Below are 22,944 nucleotides of genomic sequence, written 5' to 3' on the forward strand. Positions count from 1 at the left end.
CCTGAATTCGCCCCGTCGCCCCGCCTGACCTACCGCATGTCCCCAACGCGGCCGGCGGCGGATTTCATCCTTCCGCAACAATTCTCGGCCGATGGACGTAGACGGGGGCGGTTGGACGTAGGACCCGGGGCCGGCCGACCGGTCCTACGACCACTCGTCCCGGCAGACGCGGACGGGCCGGCCGGCAGCGGTGGCAGGGATCAGCCGTGCGCGGGGCGGGCGGGCCCGATGCTCTCGTGGACCGCCCTGGAGACGGCCTGAATGGTGTCGATGCCGTCCTGCATCGTCCTGTTGTCCTGCGTGAGCACGGTGATCACGTAGTCATGGCCCTTGCCGCTGAACGCGCCGACGCTGTGCACCCGCCAGCCGTGGGTGGACCGTTCCAGCCAGCCGTTCTTGAGCTGGACCGTCGCGTCGCCCGGGGCGCCGGCCGGCACTCCCCAGCGCTGTTCCGGCACGACCTTGCGCATCCGCTCCAGGACGAAGGTCCGCGACCTGTCGTCGAGGACCTTGTTCCTGGCCGTCACCAGGGTCAGCAGACGCTGTTCGTCATGGGCGGTGATCTGGGTGAGCCCCCACGCGCCCTTGGCGTCCAGTGCCGTGCGGGTCATACCCGCCGCCTTGAGGAACCCCTTGACCTTCGCAGGGCCCAGCCTGTCCCACAGCTCACTGGTCGCGTCGTTGTCCGACTCGGTGATCATGGCCGTGGAGAGCTCGCCCTCGTGCCGGGTGAGCGGCCGGTCCGCCTTCTGCGCGTCCCAGAGCAGTGCGGCGAGGACCGTGACCTTGACCACGCTCGCCGAGTCGACCTGCTGGGTGGGCCGCAGCGTGCAGCTCGTGTGCGTCCGGTGGTCCTGCACCGCCAGGGCGGTGGTGGACCTGTGGCCCTCGAGGGCTGCGGTGATGTCCTTGGACAGTTCCGCGGCGAGCCCTGCCCGGTCCGAGGCGCAGGAGACGGCAGGGGCCGGGGCTGCGGTGGCAGGCGACGCCGCCAGGGCCGCGGGGGCGAGAACTCCGCCGACCAGGGCGGCTCGGAACGCGGCGCGGGAGTACCGGGTCAATCGCTGGTGGGCCATGCCGTCCTCCGCACTGTCTCGCTGGTCGCCCCGACGGAGCACCCGGACATGATGCATGGAAGCGGACAAACCGACCTATGGTCTGGGACACAGCCTGGTCGGCCACCCCTGGTGCCGGCCCGTGGCGCCAGACCTCCGGGCCGGGCGCAGTGACCGACGCCACGCCGTTGCCCCTCGCCGGGTCCGGGCCGGAAGCCGGCTCCGGACCGGGCGAGGGGGCGGGCTCAGAGGTGCGTCGGCTCGAACATCCTCAGCAGCGCCGGGAGCACCACCACCGACGGGCCGGGGGCCGCGAGGGCCTTGCCGAGGTCGGCGGCCAGGGCCTCGGGTGTCGTACGGACCGCGGGCACGCCGAAGGACTCGGCGAGTGCGACGAAGTCCGGGCGGGAGAGTTCGGTCGCCGTGGCTTCCCCGAAGGCGCCCGTCATGTACTCCCGCAGGATGCCGTAGCCCCCGTCGTCGACGATCAGCCAGGTGACGGGCAGGTCGTACTGCCGGGCGGTGGCGAGTTCGGCGATCGAGTACATCGCGCCGCCGTCCCCCGAGACCGCGAGCACCGGCCTGGTCCGGTCGGCCGCCGCGGCGCCGATCGCGGCGGGGAAGCCGTAGCCGAGACCGCCCGCGCCCTGCGCCGAGTGCATCGTGTTGGGATGACGGGCGTCGAAGGCGGACCAGGCCCAGTAGGCCAGGATCGTCATGTCCCAGAAGCTGGGTGAGGTGTCGGGCAGTGCCTCGCGGACCGAGGCCAGCACCTGCTGCTCCAGGGCGAGGTCCTGGGCCGCGATCCGCTCGTGGACCTTCGCCAGCAGCGACCTGACGCGCTCCGGAGCGGTGTCGTCCTCGCGGGGCTCCACGGCGTCCAGGAGGTCGGCGAGGGCCTCCCGGGCGTCGGAGTGGATGCCGAGCGCGGGGTGGTTGGACTCCAGCTTCCCGGCGTCGGCCTCGATCTGCACGACACGGCCGCGCGGGGCGAACGTGTGGTAGTTCGAGGAGAGTTCGCCGAGTCCCGATCCGACGACCAGCAGGACGTCGGCGTCCTCCAGGAAGTCGGTGGTGTACCGGTCCTCCAGCCAGGAGCGGAGCGAGAGCGGGTGTTCCCAGGGGAAGGCGCCCTTGCCGCCGAAGGTGGTGACGACCGGGGCGTTGATCTTCTCGGCGAGCGCACGCAGCTTGCCGGCCGCGTCGGACCGTACGACTCCGCCGCCCGCGATGATCGCCGGACGCTCGGCGTCCGACAGCAGACGGGCGGCCGCGAGGGTCAGCTCGGGGCGCGGGTACAGCTCGCGCGGGGTGGCGTCGAGCGCGCTGACCACGGGCAGGACCGTCTCGGCGAGCAGCACGTCCTGCGGGATCTCCACCCAGACCGGGCCGTGCGGGGCCGTCAGCGCGGACTCCCAGGCGGCGGCGATCGCGGACGGGATCTGCGAGGCCGTGCGCACGGTGTGCACGGACTTCACGATGTCGCGGACGGACGCCTTCTGGTCGCGGAGCTCGTGCAGATAGCCGTGGCGTCCGCCGCCGAGCCCGGCGCTGGGGATCTGGCTGGAGATCGCCAGCACGGGCGCCGACGCCGCGGCCGCCTCCTGGAGCGCGGCCAGGGAGGTCAGGGCCCCCGGACCGGTGGAGAGCAGCAGGGGCGCGACCTCGCCGGTGATCCGGCCGTAGGCGTCGGCGGCGAAGCCCGCGTTGTTCTCGACGCGCAGTCCGACGTACGAGAGCGAGGAGCGGCGCAGCGCGTCGAACATGCCGAGCGCGTGCTGACCGGGCAGCCCGAAGACGGTGGTGGCGCCGAGGCCCTGGAGGGTCTCGACGACGAGGTCGCCGCCGTTGCGGCCGGACGGAGGGTTCAGGGCCGCCTCGGCCTGGGCCGCCGTGAGCTGCGGCCGGTCGTCGTGGTCGTGACTCACTTGCCCCGCGCCCCCTTCGCCGCCGCGATCTGACGGGACATGATCGTCGTCAGTTCGTACGCCGTGTGCGAGGCGGCGACGGAGGTGATCTCCGCGTGGTCGTAGGCCGGGGCGACCTCGACCAGGTCGGCCGAGACCAGGTTGCACGAGGAGAGTCCGCGCAGGATCTCCAGGAGCTCGCGCGAGGTGAGTCCGCCGGCCTCGGGGGTGCCGGTGCCGGGGGCGTGCGCCGGGTCGAGCACGTCGATGTCGATGGAGATGTAGAGCGGCCGGTCGCCGATGCGCTGCCGCAGCTGGTCGGCGATCTCGTCGACGCCGCGCCGCATGACGTCGGCGGAGGTGACGATGCCGAAGCCCATCTTGGCGTCGTCGGTGAGGTCCTGCTTGCCGTACAGCGGGCCGCGGGTACCGACGTGGGAGAGCGCCTCGGTGTCGAGGATGCCCTCCTCGACGGCACGGCGGAACGGGGTGCCGTGGGTGTATTCGGCGCCGAAGTAGGTGTCCCAGGTGTCCAGGTGCGCGTCGAAGTGGAGCAGGGCGACGGGGCCGTGCTTCTTGGCGACGGAACGCAGCAGCGGCAGCGCGATGGTGTGGTCGCCGCCGAGCGTCATCAGCCGGGCGCCGGTGGCGAGCAGGTCGTCGGCCGCGGCCTCGACGGTCTCGACGGCCTCGTTGATGTTGAACGGGTTCGCGGCGATGTCACCGGCGTCGGCGACCTGGGCCAGGGCGAAGGGCGAGGCGTCCTGCGCCGGGTTGTAGGGGCGCAGGAGCCGCGAGGCCTCGCGGATGGCGTTGCCGCCGAAGCGTGCGCCGGGGCGGTAGGAGACACCGGAGTCGAAAGGCACGCCGACGACGGCGACATCGGCGGTACCGACCTCGTCGAGCCGCGGCAGCCGGGCGAACGTCGCGGGTCCGGCGTACCGGGGCACGCGCGAGGAGTCGACCGGGCCGCGCGGCGTTTCGTTGCTGCTCATGGGTGCGGGTACCTTTCGTCGGGCCATGTACGCCTTGTGGGCGTTCATACGTTAATCAGTGTGCCAGGGGCGGAATCTCGGTCCGGCCGGGCAGTCGGACCACGATGCGGCCGGGTAGTCGGGCAGTCGGACCACGATCCGGCTCGGGCCGTGGCCCGGTCGGTCAGCCGGCCAGACGTCGGGCCGGCCGGCAGACCGGTCAGACGGTCGCCGGCTCCGGGGTGCCGGCCGGATCGCCGGCCCCCCGCCCGGCCAGCCGCTCGCGCCACGCGGTCAGGACGGCCGCGTCGGTCGGCTTCGTCGCCAGCGAGACGATGACGTACACCGCGAACGAGGCGATCAGCCCGTAGTAGACCGGCTCGTTGGCGAGGATTCCGTATCCCGCCATCAGCCCGATCACGGACGCGCCGCCGACGGCCACGGCTGCCAGAGCACCCGCCGCCGTGCCCCGGCGCCAGAGCAGACCGCCGAGGATCGGCACCAGCAGCCCGCCGACCAGCAGGTTGTAGGCGACGGTGAGTGCCTCGACGACGTTGTTGAGCGCGATGGCGATCACGATGACGGCCACGCCCATGATGAGGATGAAGGCCCGGTTGCCCTTCACCTCGTCCCGTTCCCCGCCGTCCTTGGCGACCACGCCCCGCAGCCGCGACCAGATGTCGTTGTTGGCCACGGTCGCGCAGGCGATCAGCGCACCGGAGGACGTGGACATCACCGCGGCGAGCGCGGCGGCCAGCACCAGACCGCGTACGCCGACGGGCAGTTCGTCCTTGACTATCGTCGCGAAGGCCGCGTCCGCGCTGGGCAGCTTCGGGTACAGCACCTTGGCCGCCGTCCCGATGACGGCACCGGCGACCGCGTACACCAGGCAGTACGTGCCGGCGACGGTGCCGCCCCACCGTGCCGTCCGGTCGCTGCGGGCGGTGAACACGCGCTGCCAGATGTCCTGGCCGATGAGCATGCCGAAGGTGTAGATCAGGACGTACGTGAAGATCGTCTCGCCGCCTATGCCCAGCGGGTCGAAGTACTCCGTGGGCAGCTTCGCCTTCATCTCGCTGAAGCCGCCCGCCTTGACGACGGCGATCGGCAGGAGGAGGAGCAGGATTCCGATCGTCTTGACGACGAACTGCACCATGTCGGTGATCGTGATCGACCACATGCCGCCGAGCGTCGAGTACGCGACGACGATGGTGCCGCCCAGGATGATCGCGACGGTCCTGTCCACGTCGAACAGGACGTCGAAGATGGTGGCGTAGGCGATGGTCGAGGTGACCGCGAGCATCAGCGTGTACGCCCACATGACGACACCGGAGATCACCCCGGCCCGGCCGCCGTAGCGCAGGTCGAGCATCTCGGAGACGGTGTAGACCTTCAGCCGTGCGATGCGGGCCGAGAAGAAGACGGACAGGGCGAGCAGCCCGAGGCCGATCGTGAAGACCATCCAGGCGCCGGAGAGCCCGTACTGGTAGCCGAGACCCACGCCGCCGATCGTCGAGGCACCGCCGAGGACGATCGCGGCCATGGTGCCGGAGTACATCCAGGGGCCGAGCCGCCGTCCGGCGACCAGGAACTCGCTCTTGGACCTGGCGCGGCGCATGCCCCACCAGCCCATGGCGAGCATGCCGACCAGATAGACCACGATCACCGCGTAGTCGACAGCCATGGGCTTTCCTCCGTCTCGTTTGCGCTCAGGGTGGGGTGTGGTGAGGAAGACGGTAGGTGGCCGAAAGCCGACGCTGAAGTGTACGTTCCATCCATCCTCGCCCCACCGAGTGGATGGACCATCCATGCCGGACTCCCCCGCCGGGCCTCCCGCCCCTCCCGTCCCCCTGACCGAACTGCTCGGCAGGGAGGAGCTCGGGCTGCGCCGGATCGCGGGGCCGGAGCAGGCGGACGTCTCGTGGGTGCACACCTCGGAGATGGCCGACCCGTATCCGTATCTGCTCGGCGGCGAGCTGCTGCTGAGTGCCGGGGTCCAGCTCACGGACGCGGACACCTATGTGGCCCGGCTCGTGCAGGCGGGGGCGGCGGCCCTCGGCTTCGGGCTGGCGCCGGTGCACGACACCGTGCCGGCCGCTCTGGTGGAGGCGTGCGACCGGCACGGGCTGCCCCTGGTGGAGGTGCCTCCCGGGACCCGCTTCACCGCGATCGCCCGGGCGGTGTGGCGGCTGATGGCGGAGGCGCGGCACCGTGAGCTGCGCAGGGTGACCCGCGCCCAGCAGGCCCTGGCGACGGCGGCGGCCCGCCCGGACCCGGTCTCGGCGGTGCTGCGCCAGCTCGCCGTACAGCTGGAGGGCCGGGTGGCGCTGTTCACGGCGGGGGGCACCGAACTGCACGCGGCGGGGGGCCGCCCGGCACCGGACGTGGAGGCGGCGCTCGCCCGGCTGGCCAGGGTGGTGGCCCCGCCCGCGTCCGCCGCCACCGGCCGCAAGCCGCGCCCCTCGTCGGCCACCGACACCCGGGGCGGCACCCATCTGTCGGCGTACCCGCTGGGCGGGTCCCAGGGCCTGGCACTGGTCCTGGCGACGCCCCGGCGCGACGCCGGCGACCACACCGTCGCCGGGATCGCCGTCGTGCTCCTCTCCCTGCTCACCGCCCCGCACCAGGGCGCCGACGCGGCGGGCCGCTCGGCGGCGCTCGTACGGCTCCTGCTGGGTGCGGCCCCCGAGGACGTGGCCCCGCTGCTGGGCGACGGCGACTCCTGGACGGTGGTGCACGCCCGCCGCGCCGACGGCGCCCCGACCGGACCTCTCGACGCCGGGGCCCTCGGCGCGGCACTGGGCTCGGCACTGTCGGACGTGGACCGCGAGACCGTACGGGTCCTGCTCCCCGGCCCTCCGGAGGCAGTGGCCCCGCGACCGGGCTGGACCCTCGGCGTCTCCGGGCCCGCCCCGGTGACCGCCCTGCCCGACGCCGACAGCCAGGCGTCACGCGCCCTGGGCCACGCCGAGGCGACCCGCGTCCCGCTGACCACGCACCGTCCCGGCGCCGGGGGCCTGGCCGCCCTGATCCCGCCGGACCGCGCCGAGGCCCACGCCCGCGCCCTGCTGGCCCCCCTCACCGAGCCCCTGGCCGAGACCCTGCGCTGCTGGCTGAGCCTCCACGGCAGCTGGGACCGCACAGCGGTGGCCCTGCGGGTCCACCGCAACACGGTCCGCCAGCGCATCGCCCGGTGCGCGGCGCTGCTGGACATGGACCTGGACGACATGGACGTACGGACGGAGCTGTGGTTCGCGCTGCGGGGACGCGGGGCGGGCGGTGCCTGAATCCTGACGCTGTGACTGAGGCCGCGGACGCCTCACGCGTGGCTGAGGATGACCACCAGCGCCGTTACCTCCGCCAGGAGTTGCGCGGCGAGCGCGTTCCGGCGCACCCGCACCGTGGACGCTGCCAGCGCGACGGTGCAGGCCACAACAGCCAGCCCGAGGCCGCATGTGAACAGCCACCCGGGAAGCGGCTGGCCGCACCCCTCGCCGTAGGTCAGGCAGCGGCCGGCACGCTCGGAGGAAAGGGTCAGCACCCCGGTCACCAGCGCCGCGGGCACGAAGAGGATCGCGGCCAGGACGGACCGGAAGCGGGTGCGATCCTTGACTTCTTCGGTCGCCGGCTCGAGCAGTGGGGCTGTTTCGTTCATGCCTCCATCCAACGCCCCGACCCGGAGCGCCACCCCGGTCGGCGTACTCAAAGTGAGCGGCGCGAGGTACTCAGACGGCGAAGCTCTTTCGGGCCCCAGGGTCCCCCGCGCCTACACGGGCGGGCACGCACGGGCAGCGCCGATTCCATCAGTCTTGAGCGACATCCGCACCAGCGTTCCCGACTCACTGATCAGCAGGTCCGGCACATGGTCCTCGTAGAAGCGGATCTGCCCGATGACGCCCTCGGTGCCGGAGTGCTGTGCCAACTGCTCCAGCAGCGGGTCCAGGTCGGGGAGGGACTCCGCGTGCACTTCCTGGCGTGCCGTGAGAGCCCACCCGCCGTCCGTACGGTGCAACTCGCCCACCAGCAGCCCCCCGATGCGCGCCGCCGGTCCACGCTCGGCGAGGAGAGGGCAGACGTCGTCCGGTTCGGCCTGCTCTTCCGTGGACGCGTCCACCGTTCCCTCCGGCCGCCCGGCACCCCTACCGCTGATCCCGAGATGCCGTCGCAGCTCGTCCACGACCGCGCCCGGCGCCGTGGCGCGGAGGTTCAGAGCGAGGTCGACTGCGTACGTGTCACCCATCCCGCCAGCCTAATCGCGGTGGTCGGGGAAAAGATGAGGAAGCCCCGACGGCAATCTGCTAGAAAGGCGAACTTCCGATCACACCAGAGGACTTGGATTCCATGCCCCGCGCCGTCACGCTCATCCGTTCCACCGCGCTGTCCGACGTGGCCGAGTACGCCTACGCCGCCACCGCACCCGCCGAAGCACGGCTGATCTTCCTCGCCGGGGCGTGCCCGCTGAACGAGGACGGGTCCACAGCGGCCGTCGGCGACTACGCCGGCCAGGCGGCGAAGGCTCTGGAGAACATGAGGACCGCACTCGCCGCGGCGGGGGCCGGCCTGACGGACGTGATCAGCACGCGCGTACTGGTCGCCTCCACGCGGCGGGAGGACCTGGTGACCGCCTGGGATGTGGTCCGGAACGCCTTCGGCGAGCACGACGTCCCGAGCACGTTGCTCGGCGTCACCGTCCTCGGCTACGACGATCAGCTGGTGGAGATCGAAGGCGTCGCCGCGGTGCTCGACTCCTGATCGGCCGGCACCTGGCAACCGGCTCAGCCCCGGCCCGGCCCCGCTCCCCGGCCGCCGGGCGAGCAGCTGTGCGGGGTCGGCAGGCGGAATGTATCCGCTGTGTATGCCCGCCTCCTTGAATCGCCGTGTCACCCGACGACAAGGGGAGAACCATGCACAGGAAGTTTCGCCGGTCGCTGACCGCCATGGCCGCGTTCGCGGCCGTCACGCTCACCGCTCCGGTCGCTGTCGCGGCGCCGGTGGCGGATTCGTCGGAGGCCGCGATCACCGCGCGGCCCGCCTTCAAGATGCCCTTCGAGTGCAACCAGACATGGCTCGGCAGCAACTGGTCCGGGCACAGCCCCGCGCACTCGATCGACTGGAACCACTACGACGCGAACGGCACCCCTGACGACCTGGGCCGCCGGGTGTTCGCCAGTGCGGGTGGCACGGTGCTCGAGTCGTACTACTCCACGGGCGCCGGGTACGGGAACACGATAGTCATCGGCCACGGGGGCGGCTGGCAGACGCGGTACGCCCATCTGAGGACGCGTTCGGTGAACGCCGGTGACACGGTCAACGTGGGCCAGAAGATCGGCGAGGTCGGCGAAACGTCCGCCCTCTACGACATCACCCCGCACCTGCACTACGAGCAGAAGCTCAACGGGGCGGTCGTCGTCGCGGTCGTCCAGGGCGTCACCTGGAGCGACTACCTCAAGCGCAACCAGACCAGCACCAACAGATGCTGATCCGCCATCGGGTGCAGGCGGGAGGACGGACCGCCACCCGGTGACCCCCTCCTGTGCCGGGTGCGGGTGCGACGGCGGTCGCACCCGCACCCGTCTCCGGCGGACCGCTCAGCGCATCGAGCGGAGTCTGGCGTCCACCAGTCCGGCCTCGTCGGGCAGACCCAGACGGTGCCAGGTCGCCAGGGAGCGGTGGAAGTAGTGCCTCGCGGTCTGCTTCCGGCCGGTCGCATCGTGCAACTCGCCCAGCAGGCCGGCCACCCGGGCCTCGGCGCGGCGGTCACCGAGCTGCTGCTGCACGGCGAGGGCACCGATCAGCAGTGCGGACGCCTCCCGGGCATCGCCCTGCCGTAGGCACAGTTCCGCGATGCTCTGCTGCACGTAGGCGGCGCAGTGCAGGTCGGCCAGCTCGTCGAAGATGCGGAGGGCGCGCTCCAGCTCGCCACGCGCCGACCGCGCCTCACCGCGCAGTTCGTGCAGGACGGCGACCCGGCGGCGCACCTGCGCCTCGCGGTGGCGGTCCCCGACGACGCGGGACAGCTCCAGCGCCCCGCGCAGCCAGCCGGCCGCGGCCTCCGGTTCCTTGCGCTCCAGCCAGACGGAGGCGATCGCGTTGCGTGCCACCGCCTCACCGTGCGGGTCACCCGCGGCGGCGAAGTCCTGGAGCGCGGCGGTGAACGCCCCGAGGGCGGCGCGGAGATCACCCACGACCCGGTGGACCGAGCCGGCCCCCACCGCGGCGACGGCCTCCCCCGTCGGGTGGCCGAGTCCGGCGAAGAGCGCGCGGGAGCGGTCGAAGGACGTCAGCGCGTCCGCGTACCGGTCCTGGTAGAGGTGGAGCTGGCCGAGGTTGCGCAGCAGGGCCGCCGCCCTGACGTCGTCGTGGCGCGGCATGGCGTCGAGCACGAGCCGGTGGGTCCGCAGCCAGTCCCCGTAGTAGCCGCGCATGTCGAAGAAGCCCGCCAGTTCGATGGCAAGGTCGGCGGCCCGGTCGGTCCGCCCGAGCCGGACGGCCGCGTCGACGGCGGCCATGAGGGTGCGGTGCTCACTCTCGAACCAGTCCACCGGCCGGGCGCGCACCTTGGCCGCGACGGCGTGCGCCGGTCCGTCCGGCGGGCCGTGCTCGTCGGGTCCGCCCAGGACACCGAGGAAACGGGTGGGCATCGCGGCGTTGGCCGAGCGTGCGAGGGCGATGAGGGCGTCGATGACCTGGAGGCGGCGACGGTGCCGGTCCTCCTGATCGTCCGTCAGGGTCAGTTCGCGGGCGTAGGAACGCAGCAGGCCGTGCATGCGGTAGCGGTTCAGACCGAGACCGTCCCTGCCCACGACTTCCACGAGGTGTTCGTCGAGCAGGGTCTCCAGGCCCCCCGCCTCACCGTCGCACCCCGTCGCCACGGCGACGAGCCAGCCGGGTACGGCGTCGTCGGGCAGGTCCCCGAAGGTGCGGAAGGCGTGGGCGGCGGGCTCGGGAAGATGGCGGTAGCTGAGCTCGGCGCCGGCACGTACCTCCAGCTCACCGGAGCGGACCGCGCCGAGACGCCCGCGTTCGTCGCGCAGCGAGTCGGCCAGGGTGCCGACGCTCCACCCGGGCCGGTTCACCAGCCGCGCGGCAGCGATCCGTACGGCCAGCGGCAGCGATCCGCACTCGGCGAGGACGCGGTCGGCGTCGGAGCGTTCCCGGAGCAGCCGGTCCGCGCCCACGATGGTCCCGAACAGGGCGCGGGCGTCGTCGGGCCGCATCAGCCCGAGCGGGCAGGGGTGCGCAGGCAGTCCGGGCATCCGGCGCCGGGAGCTGACCAGTACGGCCGAGCCGCCGGTGCCCGGGAGCAGCGGGCTCACCTGTGTGCCGTCCAGGGCGTCGTCGAGCACGACGAGGAAGCGCCGCTGTGCCAGACGGGAGCGGAACATCGCGGCGCGTTCGCCCGTTTCACCGGGTATCGCGCTGTCGATGACCCCGAGGCCGCGCAGCATCTCCGCCAGGACGTCCGCCGGTTCACGGGGGCACTCGCTCGTCCCGGCGAGGTCGACGAAGAGCTGACCGTCGGGAAAGGTGTCACGCACCCGGTGGGCGACGTGTACGGCGAGCGTGGACTTCCCGGCACCCGGTGGTCCCGACACCGCCGCGACCACGGGCTGTCGCCCTGCGGTGGACAGCAGCTCCTCCAGGTCGGCGACCTCGACGGCGCGGCCGGTGAAGTCGGGGATGTCCATCGGCAGCTGGCAGACGGACGCGGGCGCCGCCGCGTGGCGCCCGCCCCCGTAACCGTTCACCTCGGCACCGATGGCCCGTAGCGGAGCGCTCGGCTCGATGCCCAGCTCGGCGGCGATCACCCGCTCCGCCTCGGCGTACGCGGACCGCGCCTCGGCGCTGCGGCCCGCGTCGTGAAGCGCGTGCACGAGCATCCGCCACAGGTCCTCCCGCAGCGGGTTCTCGGTCAGCCGGGACCGGAGGCCGGAGACCAGATGGGCGTAGTCCCCGAGCCGGAGCCGTAACTCCAGGCACTCGTCGACCGCGACCGACCGCAGCCCCTCCATGCGCGTGATGGCCGGGTCCCACACCACGCTGGAGGGCACGTCCTGGAGCATCCCGCCGCGCCACAGCTCCAGGGCCGATTCGTAGGAGCGCAGCGCGACGACGTCCTCACCGCGGTCGCGAGCGGCGCGGGCTGCCGCGAGCTGCTGCTCGAAGAGCAGCATGTCGACCTCGCCGGGGGCAGCGTCCAGCGAGTACCCCGAGGGCATGGTGCGCAGCCCCTCGACCGCCGCGGGCGGCAGCAGACGCCGCAGCGTCCTTACGTAGGTGCGCACGTTGGCGACCGCGGACCTCGGTGCGCCGCCGGGCCAGAGGACCTCGGTCAGCAGGTCGAGCGAGACGAAACCGTTCGGCTGGAGCAGCAGGGTGGCCAGCAGGGCCCTGGGCTTCGCCCCGTTGATCCGCACCGGGACCCCGTGGGCCCGCACCTGGAGCGGCCCCAGGATCCCGAACGTCGGCTCCCCCACCGCGGCCTCCGTGACTGTCGCTGACTGCGGTGCAGCGTAACGATGTTCGAGCCCGTGGAAAGGAAATCCAGGTGACGACTCCCACTCGATTCGCCTCGTGGACGGTCAGCGGGTTCGCGACGCCCCCGGGCCCCCGCCCGGTGAGGGAGATCTCGCCCCTGCGGCCCGTCGCGACCGGGGCGACTTTTCCTTCCCGCGCCCTCAGGTCAGGTACCGCGGCTCTCCTCGCGCCGCCGCCGTCGCCGTTCACGCCGGCGGTCGGTCCTGCGCGCCCGGGACCGTGCCAGCCGTTCCTCACGCATTCGGCGTTCGCGCTCCTGGCGGCGCGCCTCGCGCGCCCCATCGGTGTGGCGCCGCGCAGCCCACGGGATCACGACGCCGGCCGCGACGAGGACGAGTGCCACGATCCAGTGGCCGGCAGACGTGCCCATGGTCAGCGCGACCGCCGCCCCGGCAATCGCTCCGGCCGAGTGACCCAGAGCCGGTCGCCAGTCCGTGCGGTAGCGCCCGAGGACCCTCGCCCATGACGGCCAGCGGCCAGAGCGCGGCCATGAAGGCCGTGAAGTACTTCCCGCCGCCCTCCGGAACGCCACAGCCCCCCTTCGGATGCGGCTCGCACCCCAAGGTCACCAGACCGGCCAGGCCCCAGCCGAACCAGAGCATCAACCCAGCCGCGAAGGCGGCCCCCACCCATCTCGCTCCCATGTGCGGAGCATAGGGGTGACGTGACTGCCCCCCGCCGTCCCTGGCGGGGACCGGTTCGACGCACCGGCACCGGTGAGCTGCGTGGTCCACGTCGCCGGCACCGGCGCCCGTCCACTGCCGGAGACCGTCCGGCTCTACGTACGCCGCGTGGTCTCCGGGACCTCGCGGTCCCGCGTTCGCGTCCGGACCACGGATGACGACGGCGGGCGGTCGCCCGCCGCGCTGCTCCGGGACGGTGCGGCCGCTCCGCCGGCGGGCGCCCCTTCAGGCGCCCCGGTGGCCGAGGCACCTGCCATCTCCCGGGTGCAGGCGGCGGGCGCCGGGGCTCGGACCCGGCGCGGCCTCACTGCACGCGGGCGGACGACCGGCCACCGTCGCCCTCTTCGTCGCTGTCGTCGCCCGGGATGTGGACGTCGAAGACGTTGATGTTGATCTCGACGACCTCCAGGCCCGTCATCGTCTGCACCGCGTCGGTGACGTTGCCCCTGACCTTGTCGGCGAGTTCATGGATCGGGATGCCGTAGTCGACCTCGATGTCGACGTCGACCGCGGTCTGCTTCTCTCCCACCTCCACCTTCACGCCACGTCCCCCGCCGGAGGACCCGCCCACGCGTCCCGCGACGGCCCCTATCGCCTTGGACGCTCCCCGGCCCACCGAGTGCACGCCCTCGGTCTCACGGATCGCGATTCCGGCGATGGTTGCCACCACTCCGTCGGCGATGGTCGTCCTGCCTCGCGTCTTCTCACCCGAACTTCCGCCCGAGGTCCCGAATTCAGCCATGACTGCCTCACAGAGAGTCGATGCGGCGAGGCGGCTCACCTCCTCGCCGGCTCCTCATTTCACTGTGCGCCCGCCCGGCGTCCCCCGCCATCGAGACGTACACAGCGCTCGCCGCGACCACGCTCAGCGACCACCCACGCGCGGCGACCCGGCCATGGGGCCGGGCGTGCTCAGCATCACCCTGGACAGCCACCGTGACCGGCGGGTAACTTTTGCCCAGGACTGAGCAAGCGCTTAGCCACTGCGACCGAAGCCGAAGCTGACACCAGGAGGCACCCCGTGCGCCGTACGGTTTACAACGAGGACCACGAGGCGTTCCGGGAGACCATCCGCGCCTTCATCGAGGCCGAGGTCGTCCCCGTCTACGACGAGTGGTTCGCGGCGGGCCAGGCGCCTCGCGACTTCTACTACAAGCTCGCCGAGCTGGGCATCTTCGGCATCGAGGTGCCCGAGGAGTACGGCGGCGCGGGCGAGGAGTCCTTCAAGTTCGAGGCGGTGCTGTACGAGGAGACCGCCCGCGCGGGCATCTCCTTCGGCGGCTCCGGCGTGCACGTCCTGCTCTGCCTGCCCTACCTCAAGGCGTACGCCACCGAGGAGCAGAAGAAGCGCTGGCTGCCGGACTTCGTCTCCGGCAAGTCCATGTACGCGATCGCCATGACCGAGCCGGGCACCGGTTCCGACCTGGCCGGCATGAAGACCACCGCCAAGCTCTCCGAGGACGGCACGCACTACGTCCTCAACGGTGCCAAGACCTTCATCACGGGTGGTGTGCACGCCGACAAGGTCATCGTCTGTGCCCGCACGGACGCCCCCAAGGCCGACGACCGCCGCCACGGCATCTCGCTCCTGGTGGTCGACACCAAGTCCGAGGGCTACTCGGTCGGCCGCAAGCTCGACAAGCTGGGCCTGAAGGTCTCCGACACCGCCGAGCTGGCCTTCGTGGACGTCAAGGTTCCCGTCGACGACCTGCTGGGCGAGGAGAACAAGGGCTTCTCCTACCTCGGCCAGAACCTCCCGCAGGAGCGTCTGGGCATCGCGGTCGGCGCGTACGCGCAGGCTGCCGCCGCCGTGCGCTTCGCGCAGCAGTACACGCAGGACCGCACCGTCTTCGGCAAGACCGTCGCGTCCTTCCAGAACACCAAGTTCGAGCTGGCCGCCTGCAAGGCCGAGGTCGACGCGGCCGAAGCCGTGTGCGACCGGGCCATCGAGGCCCTGGACGCCGGTGAGCTCACGCCCGCCGAGGCCGCCTCCGCGAAGCTGTTCTGCACCGAGGTCGCGCACCGCGTGATCGACCGCTGCCTCCAGCTGCACGGCGGCTACGGCTTCATGAACGAGTACCCGATCGCCCGCCTCTACACGGACAACCGGGTCAACCGCATCTACGGCGGCACCAGCGAGGTCATGAAGTCGATCATCGCCAAGTCCATGGGTCTCTGAGAGCGGCTACGTTCTCTCCATGAGCTCAGCACTCGACTCCCTGCTCGATCTGCTCGACCTGGAGCGGATCGAGCAGGACATCTTCCGGGGCATGAGCCGTTCGGCGGTCGTGCCCCGCGTCTTCGGCGGCCAGGTCGCGGCCCAGGCCCTGGTCGCCGCCGGGCGCACGGTCCCCGACGACCGGGGCGCCCACTCCCTGCACGCGTACTTCCTGCGCCCCGGCGACCCGGGCGCGCCGATCGTCTACAGCGTGGACCGGATCCGGGACGGGCGGTCCTTCACCACCCGCCGGGTCGTCGCCGTCCAGCACGGCAAGCCCATCTTCCACCTCTCGGCGTCGTTCCAGGTGCACGAGGAGGGCATGGACCACCAGGCGGTGATGCCCCACGCCCCCGACCCGGAGACCCTGCCGACGGCGGAGCAGATGCTGCCCCGGTACGCGGACCGCTTCACCGATCCGCGCATGGTGGACCGGCTGCTGGAGGCACGGGCCGCGGTCGATCTGCGATATGCCGACGCCCCGCCGTTCGCCACCGCCGGTGAGGCGCGCGAGCCGCGCTCCCAGGTCTGGTTCCGCACACACGGCAAGCTGGCGGACGACCCGCTGCTGCACGTCTGCATGGCGACGTACGTCTCCGACATGACCCTGCTCGACTCGGTGCTGCTCGCCCACGGGCGCGGCGGCTGGTCGGTCGGCGACGTGGTGGGCGCGAGCCTGGACCACGCGATGTGGTTCCACCGTCCCTTCCGGGCGGACGAGTGGCTCCTCTACGACCAGGAGTCGCCGTCCGCGTCCGGCGGGCGCGGTCTCGGCCAGGCCAGGATCTACACCGCCGACGGGAAGCTGGCGATCACGGTCATCCAGGAGGGCCTGATCCGCGTCCCGAGGGAGTGAAGCCGCGCAAGCGGACGCACCGCCCACGATCGGTGACGAGCGGGCTGGGGTCCACGTCGGCCGTCGTCGCGGCGGGCGCCGCCCGGCGGCAGCGTGCCCGGGTGACGGTCCACGTGCCCGCCGCGGCGGTACCGGAGCGGATCGACCCGCGGTGGGCCCCGTCGGGCCCAGGACGCGGAGACCCGCGTCCCGGGCCCGGCTCGCCGCCCGTCCGGGCAATCCGCGGCTCCGGCTCCGCCTCGCGGTGACCGGAACCGGCCCCGCCGGTCGCCCACCGGCGGCGCGTTACCCCCGGTCGCCGGAGGGAAGCAGCCCGGCCGCGTCCAGCAGGTAGTCGGTCATCGGGTCGTAGTAGCGCGGGTCGGCGACGTGGTCGTCCAGCGGCACCGTGACCTGGAGGGTGCCCTCCGCCTCGCCCAGGAACAGCGCGGGGTCGTTGCAGTCCGCGTAGCCGATCGAGTCGATCCCGCGCTGCCCCGCGCACCCGGCCCAGCCGTGGTCGGCCACGACCAGGCCGGGCTGCGGCCGCCCCTCGCGCTCCAGGCCGTCCAGGATGGCGGCCATCGGGACCGGTGAGTGCGTGTGCCACAGGGTCGCGCCGCGCTCCAGCACGGCGACGTCGGCGAACTGGAAGACCATGCCCTCGTCCGCCATCAGGCCGCCGGGAATCCGCACGATCTCGCACCCGGCCGCCCGCAGGGCGTCCGCGGTCCGCCGGTGCACGTCGAGCAGCCCGCCCGGGTGGCCCGTCGCGAGCAGCACCCGTTCCCCGTCCGCCGCGGCCTTCCGCAGGCGGGCGGCCATCCGGTCGAGGGCGTCGACGGTCAGCTCCGGGTCGATGGTGTCCTGCCCCTGCCGGTGCTCGGGATCGTCGATCACTCCGCATCTCTCGGCCATCACGGCCAGCACGTCCTGCTCGTCACGCCAGCGGTCGCCGAGCTCCAGCCCCAGCCAGAAATGGCGGTTGCCGTTGGCGAGCTGACGGTAGTGGGAGAGGTTGTTGTCGCGGGGGGTGGCGACGTCGCCGGCGATACGGGTGCGGACGAGGTGCTCGACGAGGGCGGCGCGGCTGGGTATCGGCATGCGCCCATTGTGCCGTCGGTGACGCGCCGTGTGCCCGGTGTCCCGCACCTCGGACGGAACGTGGACGCGGACCATGGCCCGTCCGGTGCGGCGAACGGCCGCGGGCTGCACCGGGGGCCGCGGGTCCCCGGTGCAGCCCGCGTCGTCGTCGGCCCGAGGCCCACGGCCTGCGGGCCGGAGCGGGCGTCACCGCGCAGTCAGTCGGTATTCACCTTCACCCAGTCCAGGGTGCGCTCGACGGCCCGCTTCCATCCCTCGTATCCCTCTTGGCGCTGCTCCTCGCTCCATTGCGGTTCCCAGCGCTTCGACTCCTGCCAGTGGGAACGCAACTCGTCGGTGTCCCGCCAGAAGCCGGTGGCGAGCCCTGCCGCGTAGGCCGCGCCGAGCGCCGTGGTCTCCGCGACCACCGGGCGGCTCACCGGTACGCCCAGCACGTCCGCCTGGATCTGCATGCACAGGTCGTTGGCGGTCACGCCACCGTCGACCCTGAGTACGTCCAGGTGCACGCCCGAGTCCTGTTCCATAGCGTCCACCACGTCGCGGCTCTGGTAGCAGATGGCCTCCAGGGTGGCGCGCGCGATGTGCGCGTTGGTGTTGTAGCGGGCCAGGCCCACCATCGCGCCCCGCGCGTCGGAGCGCCAGTAGGGTGCGAACAGCCCGGAGAAGGCGGGTACGAAGTACATCCCGCCGTTGTCCTTCACCGACCTGGCCAGTTGCTCGCTCTCCGGAGCACTGCCGATGATCTTCAGCTGGTCGCGCAGCCATTGCACGGCCGCGCCGGTGACGGCGATGGATCCCTCCAGGGCGTAGACGACCGGGCTCCCGCCGAACTGGTAGGCCACGGTGGTCAGCAGGCCGCTCCGTGAACGCACCAGCTCGGTCCCGGTGTTGAGGACGAGGAAGTTGCCGGTGCCATAGGTGTTCTTGGCCTCGCCCGGTGCGAAGCAGACCTGGCCGACCGTGGCCGCCTGCTGGTCGCCGAGGACACCGGTGATCGGGATGGCGGCGCTCAGCGGTCGGGACGTACGCGCGGTGCCGTAGGACTCCGCGTCCGATGACGGATGGATGCTCGGCAGCATCGCACGCGGGATCCCGAAGATGCCCAGCAGCTCGTCGTCCCAGTCCAGCGTTTCCAGGTTCATCAGCATCGTGCGGCTGGCGTTGGTGACGTCGGTGGCGTGCACACCGCCGTTCGGTCCACCGGTGAGGTTCCACAGCACCCACGCGTCCGTGTTCCCGAACAGGGCGTGGCCCGCCTCGGCCGCCTGCCGGAGCCCGTCCACGTTCTCGAGCAGCCACTTGATCTTGCCGCCGGAGAAGTAGGTGGCGGGCGGCAGGCCCGTCCTGTGCCGGATGACCTCCCCGTGACCGTCGCGTTCGAGCGCTGCGGCGATGCTGTCCGTGCGGGTGTCCTGCCAGACGATGGCGTTGTAGTACGGGCGCCCCGTGCGCGGGTCCCAGACCACCGTGGTCTCCCGCTGGTTGGTGATGCCGATCGCCTTGAGGTCCGATGCGTTCAGGCCACCGGTCCGGAGGGCGTTCTGGATCACCGTGTTGGTGCGTTCCCAGATCTCCACGGGGTCGTGTTCGACCCACCCCGACCGCGGCAGGATCTGGTCGTGCTCAAGCTGGTGCCGGGCCACCTCGTTTCCGGCGTGATCGAAGATCATGAAGCGGGTGCTGGTGGTCCCCTGGTCCACCGCGCCGATGAACTCCGGCATCGCTGCCGTCCCTTCTCCTGGGGTTGAGGTCCGCGATCGGACCGGTTTCCTTGCGTACGCTCCTGGCGCCGCCGGGTCAGCCTTCCGCGGTCGGCTTCTCGGGGACGCGGCCCTCCTGCTCCGGGCCGCTCCGCGCCTTGACCAACGGGCTGATCATCAGGTCGTAGGCCAGCATGCCGATGACTCCGCCGATGAGCGGTCCGACGATGGGAATCCACCAGTAGCCGCTGTACCAGTCGAACGTGCCCGGCAGTGCGATGTCGCCCCAGCCCTCGAAGTACGCGAACAGCCGGGGCCCGAAGTCGCGGGCGGGATTGATCGCGTACCCGGCGTTCGTGCCGAAGGTCATTCCGATCGCCACGACGACGAGGCCGGTGATGTAGGGAGCGAGGTTGGCCAGTGGCGCCATGTTCCTGCCGTCGCTGACCGCGCAGATCAGGAGGAGCAGAATGCCGGTGCCGACGATCTGGTCGAGCAGCGGACCCCACCAGGAGTTCCCGAAGTACTCGGAAGGGAAGGTGGCGAAGATCGAGAAGGTGGGAAGCGATTCGTCCCGGGCCAGCCCCTCCTTCTGGTTGAAGAAGTCGATCGCCCACCGGTACGAGGCGTACACGAGTGCGGCGGCCACGAAGGCTCCCGCCACCTGGGCGAGCCAGTACGGAAGCACCTTCCGCCAGGCCAGCGTGCGCCGGACGGCGAAGGCCAGCGTGACCGCCGGGTTCATGTGTGCGCCGCTCACACCACCGGCTACGTAGACGCCGAAGACCACTCCCAGACCCCAGCCCCAGCAGATGATGATCCAGTCGGCGGCCCCGAAGGGGTCCATCCGGCGGCCGGACCCGGGCAGGCCGGCGACGGTCAGGGCCACCGACCCGACACCCAGCAGAATGAGAACGAAGGTGCCCAGGAACTCGGCGAGCATCTCGCCGCCGAGACCCTCGCGGTACCCCCGTCGACGTGTCGTGCTAACAGCCACAGCTATCGGCCTTCCTCGGTCGGACTGCACATCTGGTGGCCCCGCGGCGGGCGGTACGGCGCTCTCCACCACGCGCGTCGGGCCCTGGCGTCAGGTGGAGGCGCCGAGGGATATCGCCGGGTCCGCCCGGCGGAGCCGCGCAGGGAAAGGGCAGGGAAACGCACGTCCGCGGGCACCGGTGCCCGCGGTCTGCGCGCGGTCGGCGCGCGGCGCCTTGCCCTGCGGGAACGGAGCCCGCGGAACGCATCGGCACACCTGCACGTACGGTCCCTCACTTCCGTCCGGCCCTGCCGGCTGTGCGACCGCCCGAAGACGTGTGCGCCCGGCGTCGGCATTCCAGGGGTAAGGAGTCACGGCGATTGCGTGCCAGCTTGACCGATTCAGCTCATACATCGGTGACGACACCCGCGCGGCTCGCCCCAACGGCGGCATACGGCGCGGGCGCCACGGACGCGGGCACGACCTCAGGACCTGGAGCCCGGCTCAACAGGTCCCGGCGCCGGGCCGCAGCGGCCCCGGGAGCGGCGCGTACGGCGGGTCCGTCGTCCGGCGGGGCAGCGTGCGCGCGCCGGGGCGCCGCCTCCGGCGGACAGTTCAGGAACCCGCCGCGGCCTCGAAGGCGCCCCGGGCCAGCCGGTGCAGCAGGGCGGCCGTGGCGGTGCGGTCCGGGAGCGCCTCGGGGCGGGTCAGGTGGGGGGTGGAGTTCAGCAGGCCGAAGACCGCGTGGACGGTGACGCGGGCCTCGCTCTCCGCGAGGTCCGGGTAGCGGGCGCGGACGACCCCGACCCAGACCTCCACGTACTGCCGCTGGAGCTGGCGCACCCGCTTGCGGTCGGTGTCGCGCAGCCGGTCCAGCTCACGGTCGTGGAGGGTGATCAGGGGGCGGTCGTCGAGGGCGAAGTCGATGTGGCCCTCGATGAGGGCGTCCAGCAGGGCGTCCGGGGAACCGTCGCGTGAGGCGCCGTCCTCGGTGACGCGCAGCCGGCCGCCGGCCAGCAGGCGCTCGCTGATGCCGACGAGCAGTTCGGCCAGCATCGCGTCCTTGCCGGGGAAGTGGCGGTAGAGGCCGGGGCCGCTGATACCGACCGCGGCCCCTATCTCGTCGACCCCGACACCGTGGAAGCCGCGCTCGGCGAAGAGGCGTGCCGCCTCTCTGAGGATCTGCTCGCGGCGGGTGGGAGCGGCGACACGGGCGGCGGCATGGGTGCTCATGAGAATTCATTCTAGACAGGCGGGTTAGCGCTCGTTAACCTGAACGTCACGCGTTAACGCTCATTAACTACCGCGGTACGGGCAAGGGGGCTCGACAGGATGCAGCAGGCACCGGTCCTGGTGAGCGCGGCCGATCCCGCCTCGGAGGCCTGGCAGGCCAACGAGGCGGCGCATCACGCGCTCGCCGAGGAGCTGCGCACGCGGCTCGCCACAGCACGGCTCGGCGGGGGTGAGAAGGCACGCGCCCGGCATGTGGCGCGCGGCAAGCTGCTGCCCCGGGAGCGGGTGGACGCGCTGCTGGACCCGGGCTCGCCCTTCCTGGAGCTCGCGCCCCTGGCGGCCGAGGGACTCTACGGGGGCGCGGCCCCTGCCGCCGGAGTGATCGCCGGGATCGGGCGGGTCAGCGGCCGGGAGTGTGTGATCGTCGCCAACGACGCGACGGTCAAGGGCGGCACGTACTACCCGATGACGGTGAAGAAGCACCTCCGCGCCCAGGAGGTCGCGCTGGAGAACCGGCTGCCGTGCCTGTACCTGGTGGACTCGGGGGGCGCGTTCCTCCCGATGCAGGACGAGGTGTTCCCCGACCGGGACCACTTCGGGCGCATCTTCTTCAACCAGGCCCGGATGTCGGGCGCCGGCATCCCGCAGATCGCCGCCGTGCTCGGCTCCTGCACCGCGGGCGGGGCGTACGTCCCGGCGATGAGCGACGAGGCCGTCATCGTCCGGAACCAGGGCACGATCTTCCTGGGCGGTCCGCCGCTCGTGAAGGCCGCCACCGGCGAGGTCGTGACGGCGGAGGAGCTGGGCGGCGGCGAGGTCCACTCCCGTACGTCCGGGGTCACCGACCACCTCGCCGAGGACGACGCGCACGCGCTGCGGATCGTGCGGAACATCGTCGCGACGCTCCCCGGCCGCGGCCCGCTCCCCTGGTCGGTGGAGCCCGCCGAGGAGCCGAAGGCCGACCCCGCCGGTCTGTACGGGGCGGTGCCCGTCGACTCGCGCACGCCCTACGACGTGCGGGAGGTCATCGCCCGCGTGGTGGACGGCTCGCGCTTCGCGGAGTTCAAGGCGGAGTACGGCCAGACGCTGATCACCGGCTTCGCCCGGATCCACGGTCATCCCGTCGGCATCGTCGCCAACAACGGGATCCTGTTCGCGGAGTCCGCCCAGAAGGGCGCGCACTTCATCGAGCTGTGCGACCAGCGCGGCATCCCGCTGGTGTTCCTGCAGAACATCTCCGGCTTCATGGTCGGCCGGGACTACGAGGCCGGGGGCATCGCCAAGCACGGCGCCAAGATGGTGACGGCCGTGGCCTGCACGAGGGTGCCGAAGCTGACGGTCGTGGTCGGCGGGTCGTACGGCGCGGGCAACTACTCCATGTGCGGCCGGGCCTATTCACCGCGCTTCCTGTGGATGTGGCCCAACGCCAAGATCTCCGTGATGGGCGGCGAACAGGCCGCCTCCGTGCTGGCCACCGTCAAGCGGGACCAGATCGAGGGACGCGGTGAGCAGTGGCCCGCCGAGGAGGAGGAGGCGTTCAAGGATCCGGTCCGCGCGCAGTACGAGCAGCAGGGCAACGCCTATTACGCCACCGCCCGGCTCTGGGACGACGGTGTGATCGACCCGACGGAGACCCGGCAGGTGCTGGGGCTCGCCCTGACCGCGTGTGCCAACGCCCCACTGGCCGAGCCCAGTTTCGGCGTCTTCCGGATGTGATGTGA

Annotated in this window: 19 protein-coding genes; 6 read left to right on the forward strand and 13 right to left on the reverse strand. The window is 72.0% G+C overall.

Going from position 1 to position 22,944, the window contains the following annotated elements; all coding sequences use genetic code 11:
- Window positions 1-200 precede the first annotated feature (200 nt).
- The 4 genes from BFF76_RS14325 to BFF76_RS14340 all read right to left on the reverse strand — a co-directional run bounded on the left by BFF76_RS14325 (window position 201) and on the right by BFF76_RS14340 (window position 5,620).
- Window positions 201-1,076 carry a serine hydrolase gene (locus tag BFF76_RS14325; RefSeq protein ID WP_053928646.1) on the reverse strand — a complete coding sequence of 292 codons (876 nt, stop codon included), beginning with the start codon at window positions 1,074-1,076 and terminating at the stop codon, window positions 201-203.
- Window positions 1,077-1,300: 224 nt separating this feature from the next.
- Window positions 1,301-2,983, reverse strand: a complete 1,683-nt coding sequence (locus BFF76_RS14330; protein WP_053928647.1) for a thiamine pyrophosphate-binding protein — start codon at window positions 2,981-2,983, stop codon at window positions 1,301-1,303.
- Complete coding sequence (gene speB, locus BFF76_RS14335) at window positions 2,980-3,957, reverse strand: agmatinase (RefSeq protein ID WP_065848362.1); 978 nt, start codon at window positions 3,955-3,957, stop codon at window positions 2,980-2,982. The genes BFF76_RS14330 and speB overlap by 4 nt, the downstream gene beginning before the upstream one ends.
- 199 nt (window positions 3,958-4,156) lie before the next feature.
- On the reverse strand, window positions 4,157-5,620 hold the full coding sequence (locus BFF76_RS14340) for a sodium:solute symporter family protein (protein ID WP_053928648.1): 1,464 nt from the start codon (window positions 5,618-5,620) through the stop codon (window positions 4,157-4,159).
- Between the two features lie 124 nt (window positions 5,621-5,744).
- Between BFF76_RS14340 and BFF76_RS14345 the strand changes: the two genes are divergently transcribed.
- A complete protein-coding gene (locus BFF76_RS14345) occupies window positions 5,745-7,223 on the forward strand; it encodes a PucR family transcriptional regulator (RefSeq protein WP_031092182.1) in 1,479 nt (492 codons plus the stop codon).
- 32 nt (window positions 7,224-7,255) lie between these two features.
- Here the strand turns inward: BFF76_RS14345 and BFF76_RS14350 are convergent, their stop codons facing one another.
- Window positions 7,256-7,591 carry a hypothetical protein gene (locus BFF76_RS14350; RefSeq protein ID WP_065848363.1) on the reverse strand — a complete coding sequence of 112 codons (336 nt, stop codon included), beginning with the start codon at window positions 7,589-7,591 and terminating at the stop codon, window positions 7,256-7,258.
- A gap of 111 nt (window positions 7,592-7,702) precedes the next feature.
- The gene (locus BFF76_RS14355) at window positions 7,703-8,176 is read right to left on the reverse strand and encodes a hypothetical protein (protein ID WP_065848364.1); all 474 of its coding nucleotides are present in this window, start codon (window positions 8,174-8,176) and stop codon (window positions 7,703-7,705) included.
- Between the two features lie 101 nt (window positions 8,177-8,277).
- Between BFF76_RS14355 and BFF76_RS14360 the strand changes: the two genes are divergently transcribed.
- Window positions 8,278-8,688, forward strand: a complete 411-nt coding sequence (locus BFF76_RS14360; protein ID WP_031092187.1) for a RidA family protein — start codon at window positions 8,278-8,280, stop codon at window positions 8,686-8,688.
- A 152-nt stretch (window positions 8,689-8,840) separates the two neighbouring features.
- On the forward strand, window positions 8,841-9,416 hold the full coding sequence (locus tag BFF76_RS14365; protein WP_031092189.1) for a M23 family metallopeptidase: 576 nt from the start codon (window positions 8,841-8,843) through the stop codon (window positions 9,414-9,416).
- 108 nt (window positions 9,417-9,524) lie between these two features.
- Here BFF76_RS14365 and BFF76_RS14370 read toward each other — a convergent pair whose 3' ends face one another.
- From BFF76_RS14370 to BFF76_RS14380, 3 genes are all read right to left on the reverse strand, one after another.
- Window positions 9,525-12,413, reverse strand: coding sequence for an AfsR/SARP family transcriptional regulator (locus BFF76_RS14370; RefSeq protein WP_065848365.1), 2,889 nt, complete (start codon window positions 12,411-12,413; stop codon window positions 9,525-9,527).
- 206 nt (window positions 12,414-12,619) lie between these two features.
- On the reverse strand, window positions 12,620-12,844 hold the full coding sequence (locus tag BFF76_RS33775; RefSeq protein ID WP_167359493.1) for a hypothetical protein: 225 nt from the start codon (window positions 12,842-12,844) through the stop codon (window positions 12,620-12,622).
- A gap of 617 nt (window positions 12,845-13,461) precedes the next feature.
- On the reverse strand, window positions 13,462-13,899 hold the full coding sequence (locus tag BFF76_RS14380; protein ID WP_065848379.1) for an Asp23/Gls24 family envelope stress response protein: 438 nt from the start codon (window positions 13,897-13,899) through the stop codon (window positions 13,462-13,464).
- 279 nt (window positions 13,900-14,178) lie between these two features.
- Between BFF76_RS14380 and BFF76_RS14385 the strand changes: the two genes are divergently transcribed.
- Together BFF76_RS14385 and BFF76_RS14390 are read left to right on the forward strand one after the other, a co-directional pair.
- Window positions 14,179-15,336 (forward strand): acyl-CoA dehydrogenase family protein, encoded by a 1,158-nt coding sequence (locus BFF76_RS14385; RefSeq protein ID WP_031092198.1) that lies wholly within the window; start codon window positions 14,179-14,181, stop codon window positions 15,334-15,336.
- Window positions 15,337-15,355: 19 nt separating this feature from the next.
- Window positions 15,356-16,231, forward strand: coding sequence for an acyl-CoA thioesterase (locus BFF76_RS14390; RefSeq protein WP_065848366.1), 876 nt, complete (start codon window positions 15,356-15,358; stop codon window positions 16,229-16,231).
- 285 nt (window positions 16,232-16,516) lie between these two features.
- On the opposite strand, the gene BFF76_RS14395 is transcribed toward BFF76_RS14390, so the two are convergent.
- The 4 genes from BFF76_RS14395 to BFF76_RS14410 form a co-directional block, all read right to left on the reverse strand.
- Window positions 16,517-17,314, reverse strand: coding sequence for a phosphatase (locus BFF76_RS14395; protein ID WP_065848380.1), 798 nt, complete (start codon window positions 17,312-17,314; stop codon window positions 16,517-16,519).
- A 197-nt stretch (window positions 17,315-17,511) separates the two neighbouring features.
- On the reverse strand, window positions 17,512-19,035 hold the full coding sequence (glpK, locus tag BFF76_RS14400) for a glycerol kinase GlpK (protein WP_065848367.1): 1,524 nt from the start codon (window positions 19,033-19,035) through the stop codon (window positions 17,512-17,514).
- A 76-nt stretch (window positions 19,036-19,111) separates the two neighbouring features.
- Window positions 19,112-19,957: an MIP/aquaporin family protein gene (locus BFF76_RS14405; RefSeq protein WP_065848368.1), complete on the reverse strand. Its 846-nt coding sequence runs from the start codon at window positions 19,955-19,957 to the stop codon at window positions 19,112-19,114.
- Window positions 19,958-20,605: 648 nt separating this feature from the next.
- Window positions 20,606-21,223: an SACE_7040 family transcriptional regulator gene (locus BFF76_RS14410; protein ID WP_065848369.1), complete on the reverse strand. Its 618-nt coding sequence runs from the start codon at window positions 21,221-21,223 to the stop codon at window positions 20,606-20,608.
- Window positions 21,224-21,322: 99 nt separating this feature from the next.
- Here BFF76_RS14410 and BFF76_RS14415 point away from each other — a divergent pair, with 99 nt between their 5' ends.
- The gene (locus BFF76_RS14415) at window positions 21,323-22,939 is read left to right on the forward strand and encodes a carboxyl transferase domain-containing protein (RefSeq protein WP_065848370.1); all 1,617 of its coding nucleotides are present in this window, start codon (window positions 21,323-21,325) and stop codon (window positions 22,937-22,939) included.
- Window positions 22,940-22,944: the final 5 nt, after the last annotated feature.

It is taken from the genome of Streptomyces mutomycini (assembly GCF_001700505.1).
GTDB classification, from domain to species: Bacteria; Actinomycetota; Actinomycetes; order Streptomycetales; family Streptomycetaceae; genus Streptomyces; species Streptomyces mutomycini.

Bases quoted from the DNA above. Each gene is read 5' to 3' on its own strand.
- BFF76_RS14340 (WP_053928648.1), bottom strand. From the start codon at position 5,620: ATGGCTGTCGACTACGCGGTGATCGTGGTCTATCTGGTCGGCATGCTC.
- BFF76_RS14380 (WP_065848379.1), bottom strand. From the start codon at position 13,899: ATGGCTGAATTCGGGACCTCGGGCGGAAGTTCGGGTGAGAAGACGCGA.
- BFF76_RS14415 (WP_065848370.1), top strand. From the start codon at position 21,323: ATGCAGCAGGCACCGGTCCTGGTGAGCGCGGCCGATCCCGCCTCGGAG.
- BFF76_RS14345 (WP_031092182.1), top strand. From the start codon at position 5,745: ATGCCGGACTCCCCCGCCGGGCCTCCCGCCCCTCCCGTCCCCCTGACC.
- BFF76_RS14350 (WP_065848363.1), bottom strand. From the start codon at position 7,591: ATGAACGAAACAGCCCCACTGCTCGAGCCGGCGACCGAAGAAGTCAAG.
- BFF76_RS33775 (WP_167359493.1), bottom strand. From the start codon at position 12,844: ATGGGCACGTCTGCCGGCCACTGGATCGTGGCACTCGTCCTCGTCGCG.
- BFF76_RS14325 (WP_053928646.1), bottom strand. From the start codon at position 1,076: ATGGCCCACCAGCGATTGACCCGGTACTCCCGCGCCGCGTTCCGAGCC.
- BFF76_RS14390 (WP_065848366.1), top strand. From the start codon at position 15,356: ATGAGCTCAGCACTCGACTCCCTGCTCGATCTGCTCGACCTGGAGCGG.
- BFF76_RS14365 (WP_031092189.1), top strand. From the start codon at position 8,841: ATGCACAGGAAGTTTCGCCGGTCGCTGACCGCCATGGCCGCGTTCGCG.
- BFF76_RS14395 (WP_065848380.1), bottom strand. From the start codon at position 17,314: ATGCCGATACCCAGCCGCGCCGCCCTCGTCGAGCACCTCGTCCGCACC.
- glpK (WP_065848367.1), bottom strand. From the start codon at position 19,035: ATGCCGGAGTTCATCGGCGCGGTGGACCAGGGGACCACCAGCACCCGC.
- BFF76_RS14360 (WP_031092187.1), top strand. From the start codon at position 8,278: ATGCCCCGCGCCGTCACGCTCATCCGTTCCACCGCGCTGTCCGACGTG.
- speB (WP_065848362.1), bottom strand. From the start codon at position 3,957: ATGAGCAGCAACGAAACGCCGCGCGGCCCGGTCGACTCCTCGCGCGTG.
- BFF76_RS14405 (WP_065848368.1), bottom strand. From the start codon at position 19,957: ATGCTCGCCGAGTTCCTGGGCACCTTCGTTCTCATTCTGCTGGGTGTC.
- BFF76_RS14410 (WP_065848369.1), bottom strand. From the start codon at position 21,223: ATGAGCACCCATGCCGCCGCCCGTGTCGCCGCTCCCACCCGCCGCGAG.
- BFF76_RS14355 (WP_065848364.1), bottom strand. From the start codon at position 8,176: ATGGGTGACACGTACGCAGTCGACCTCGCTCTGAACCTCCGCGCCACG.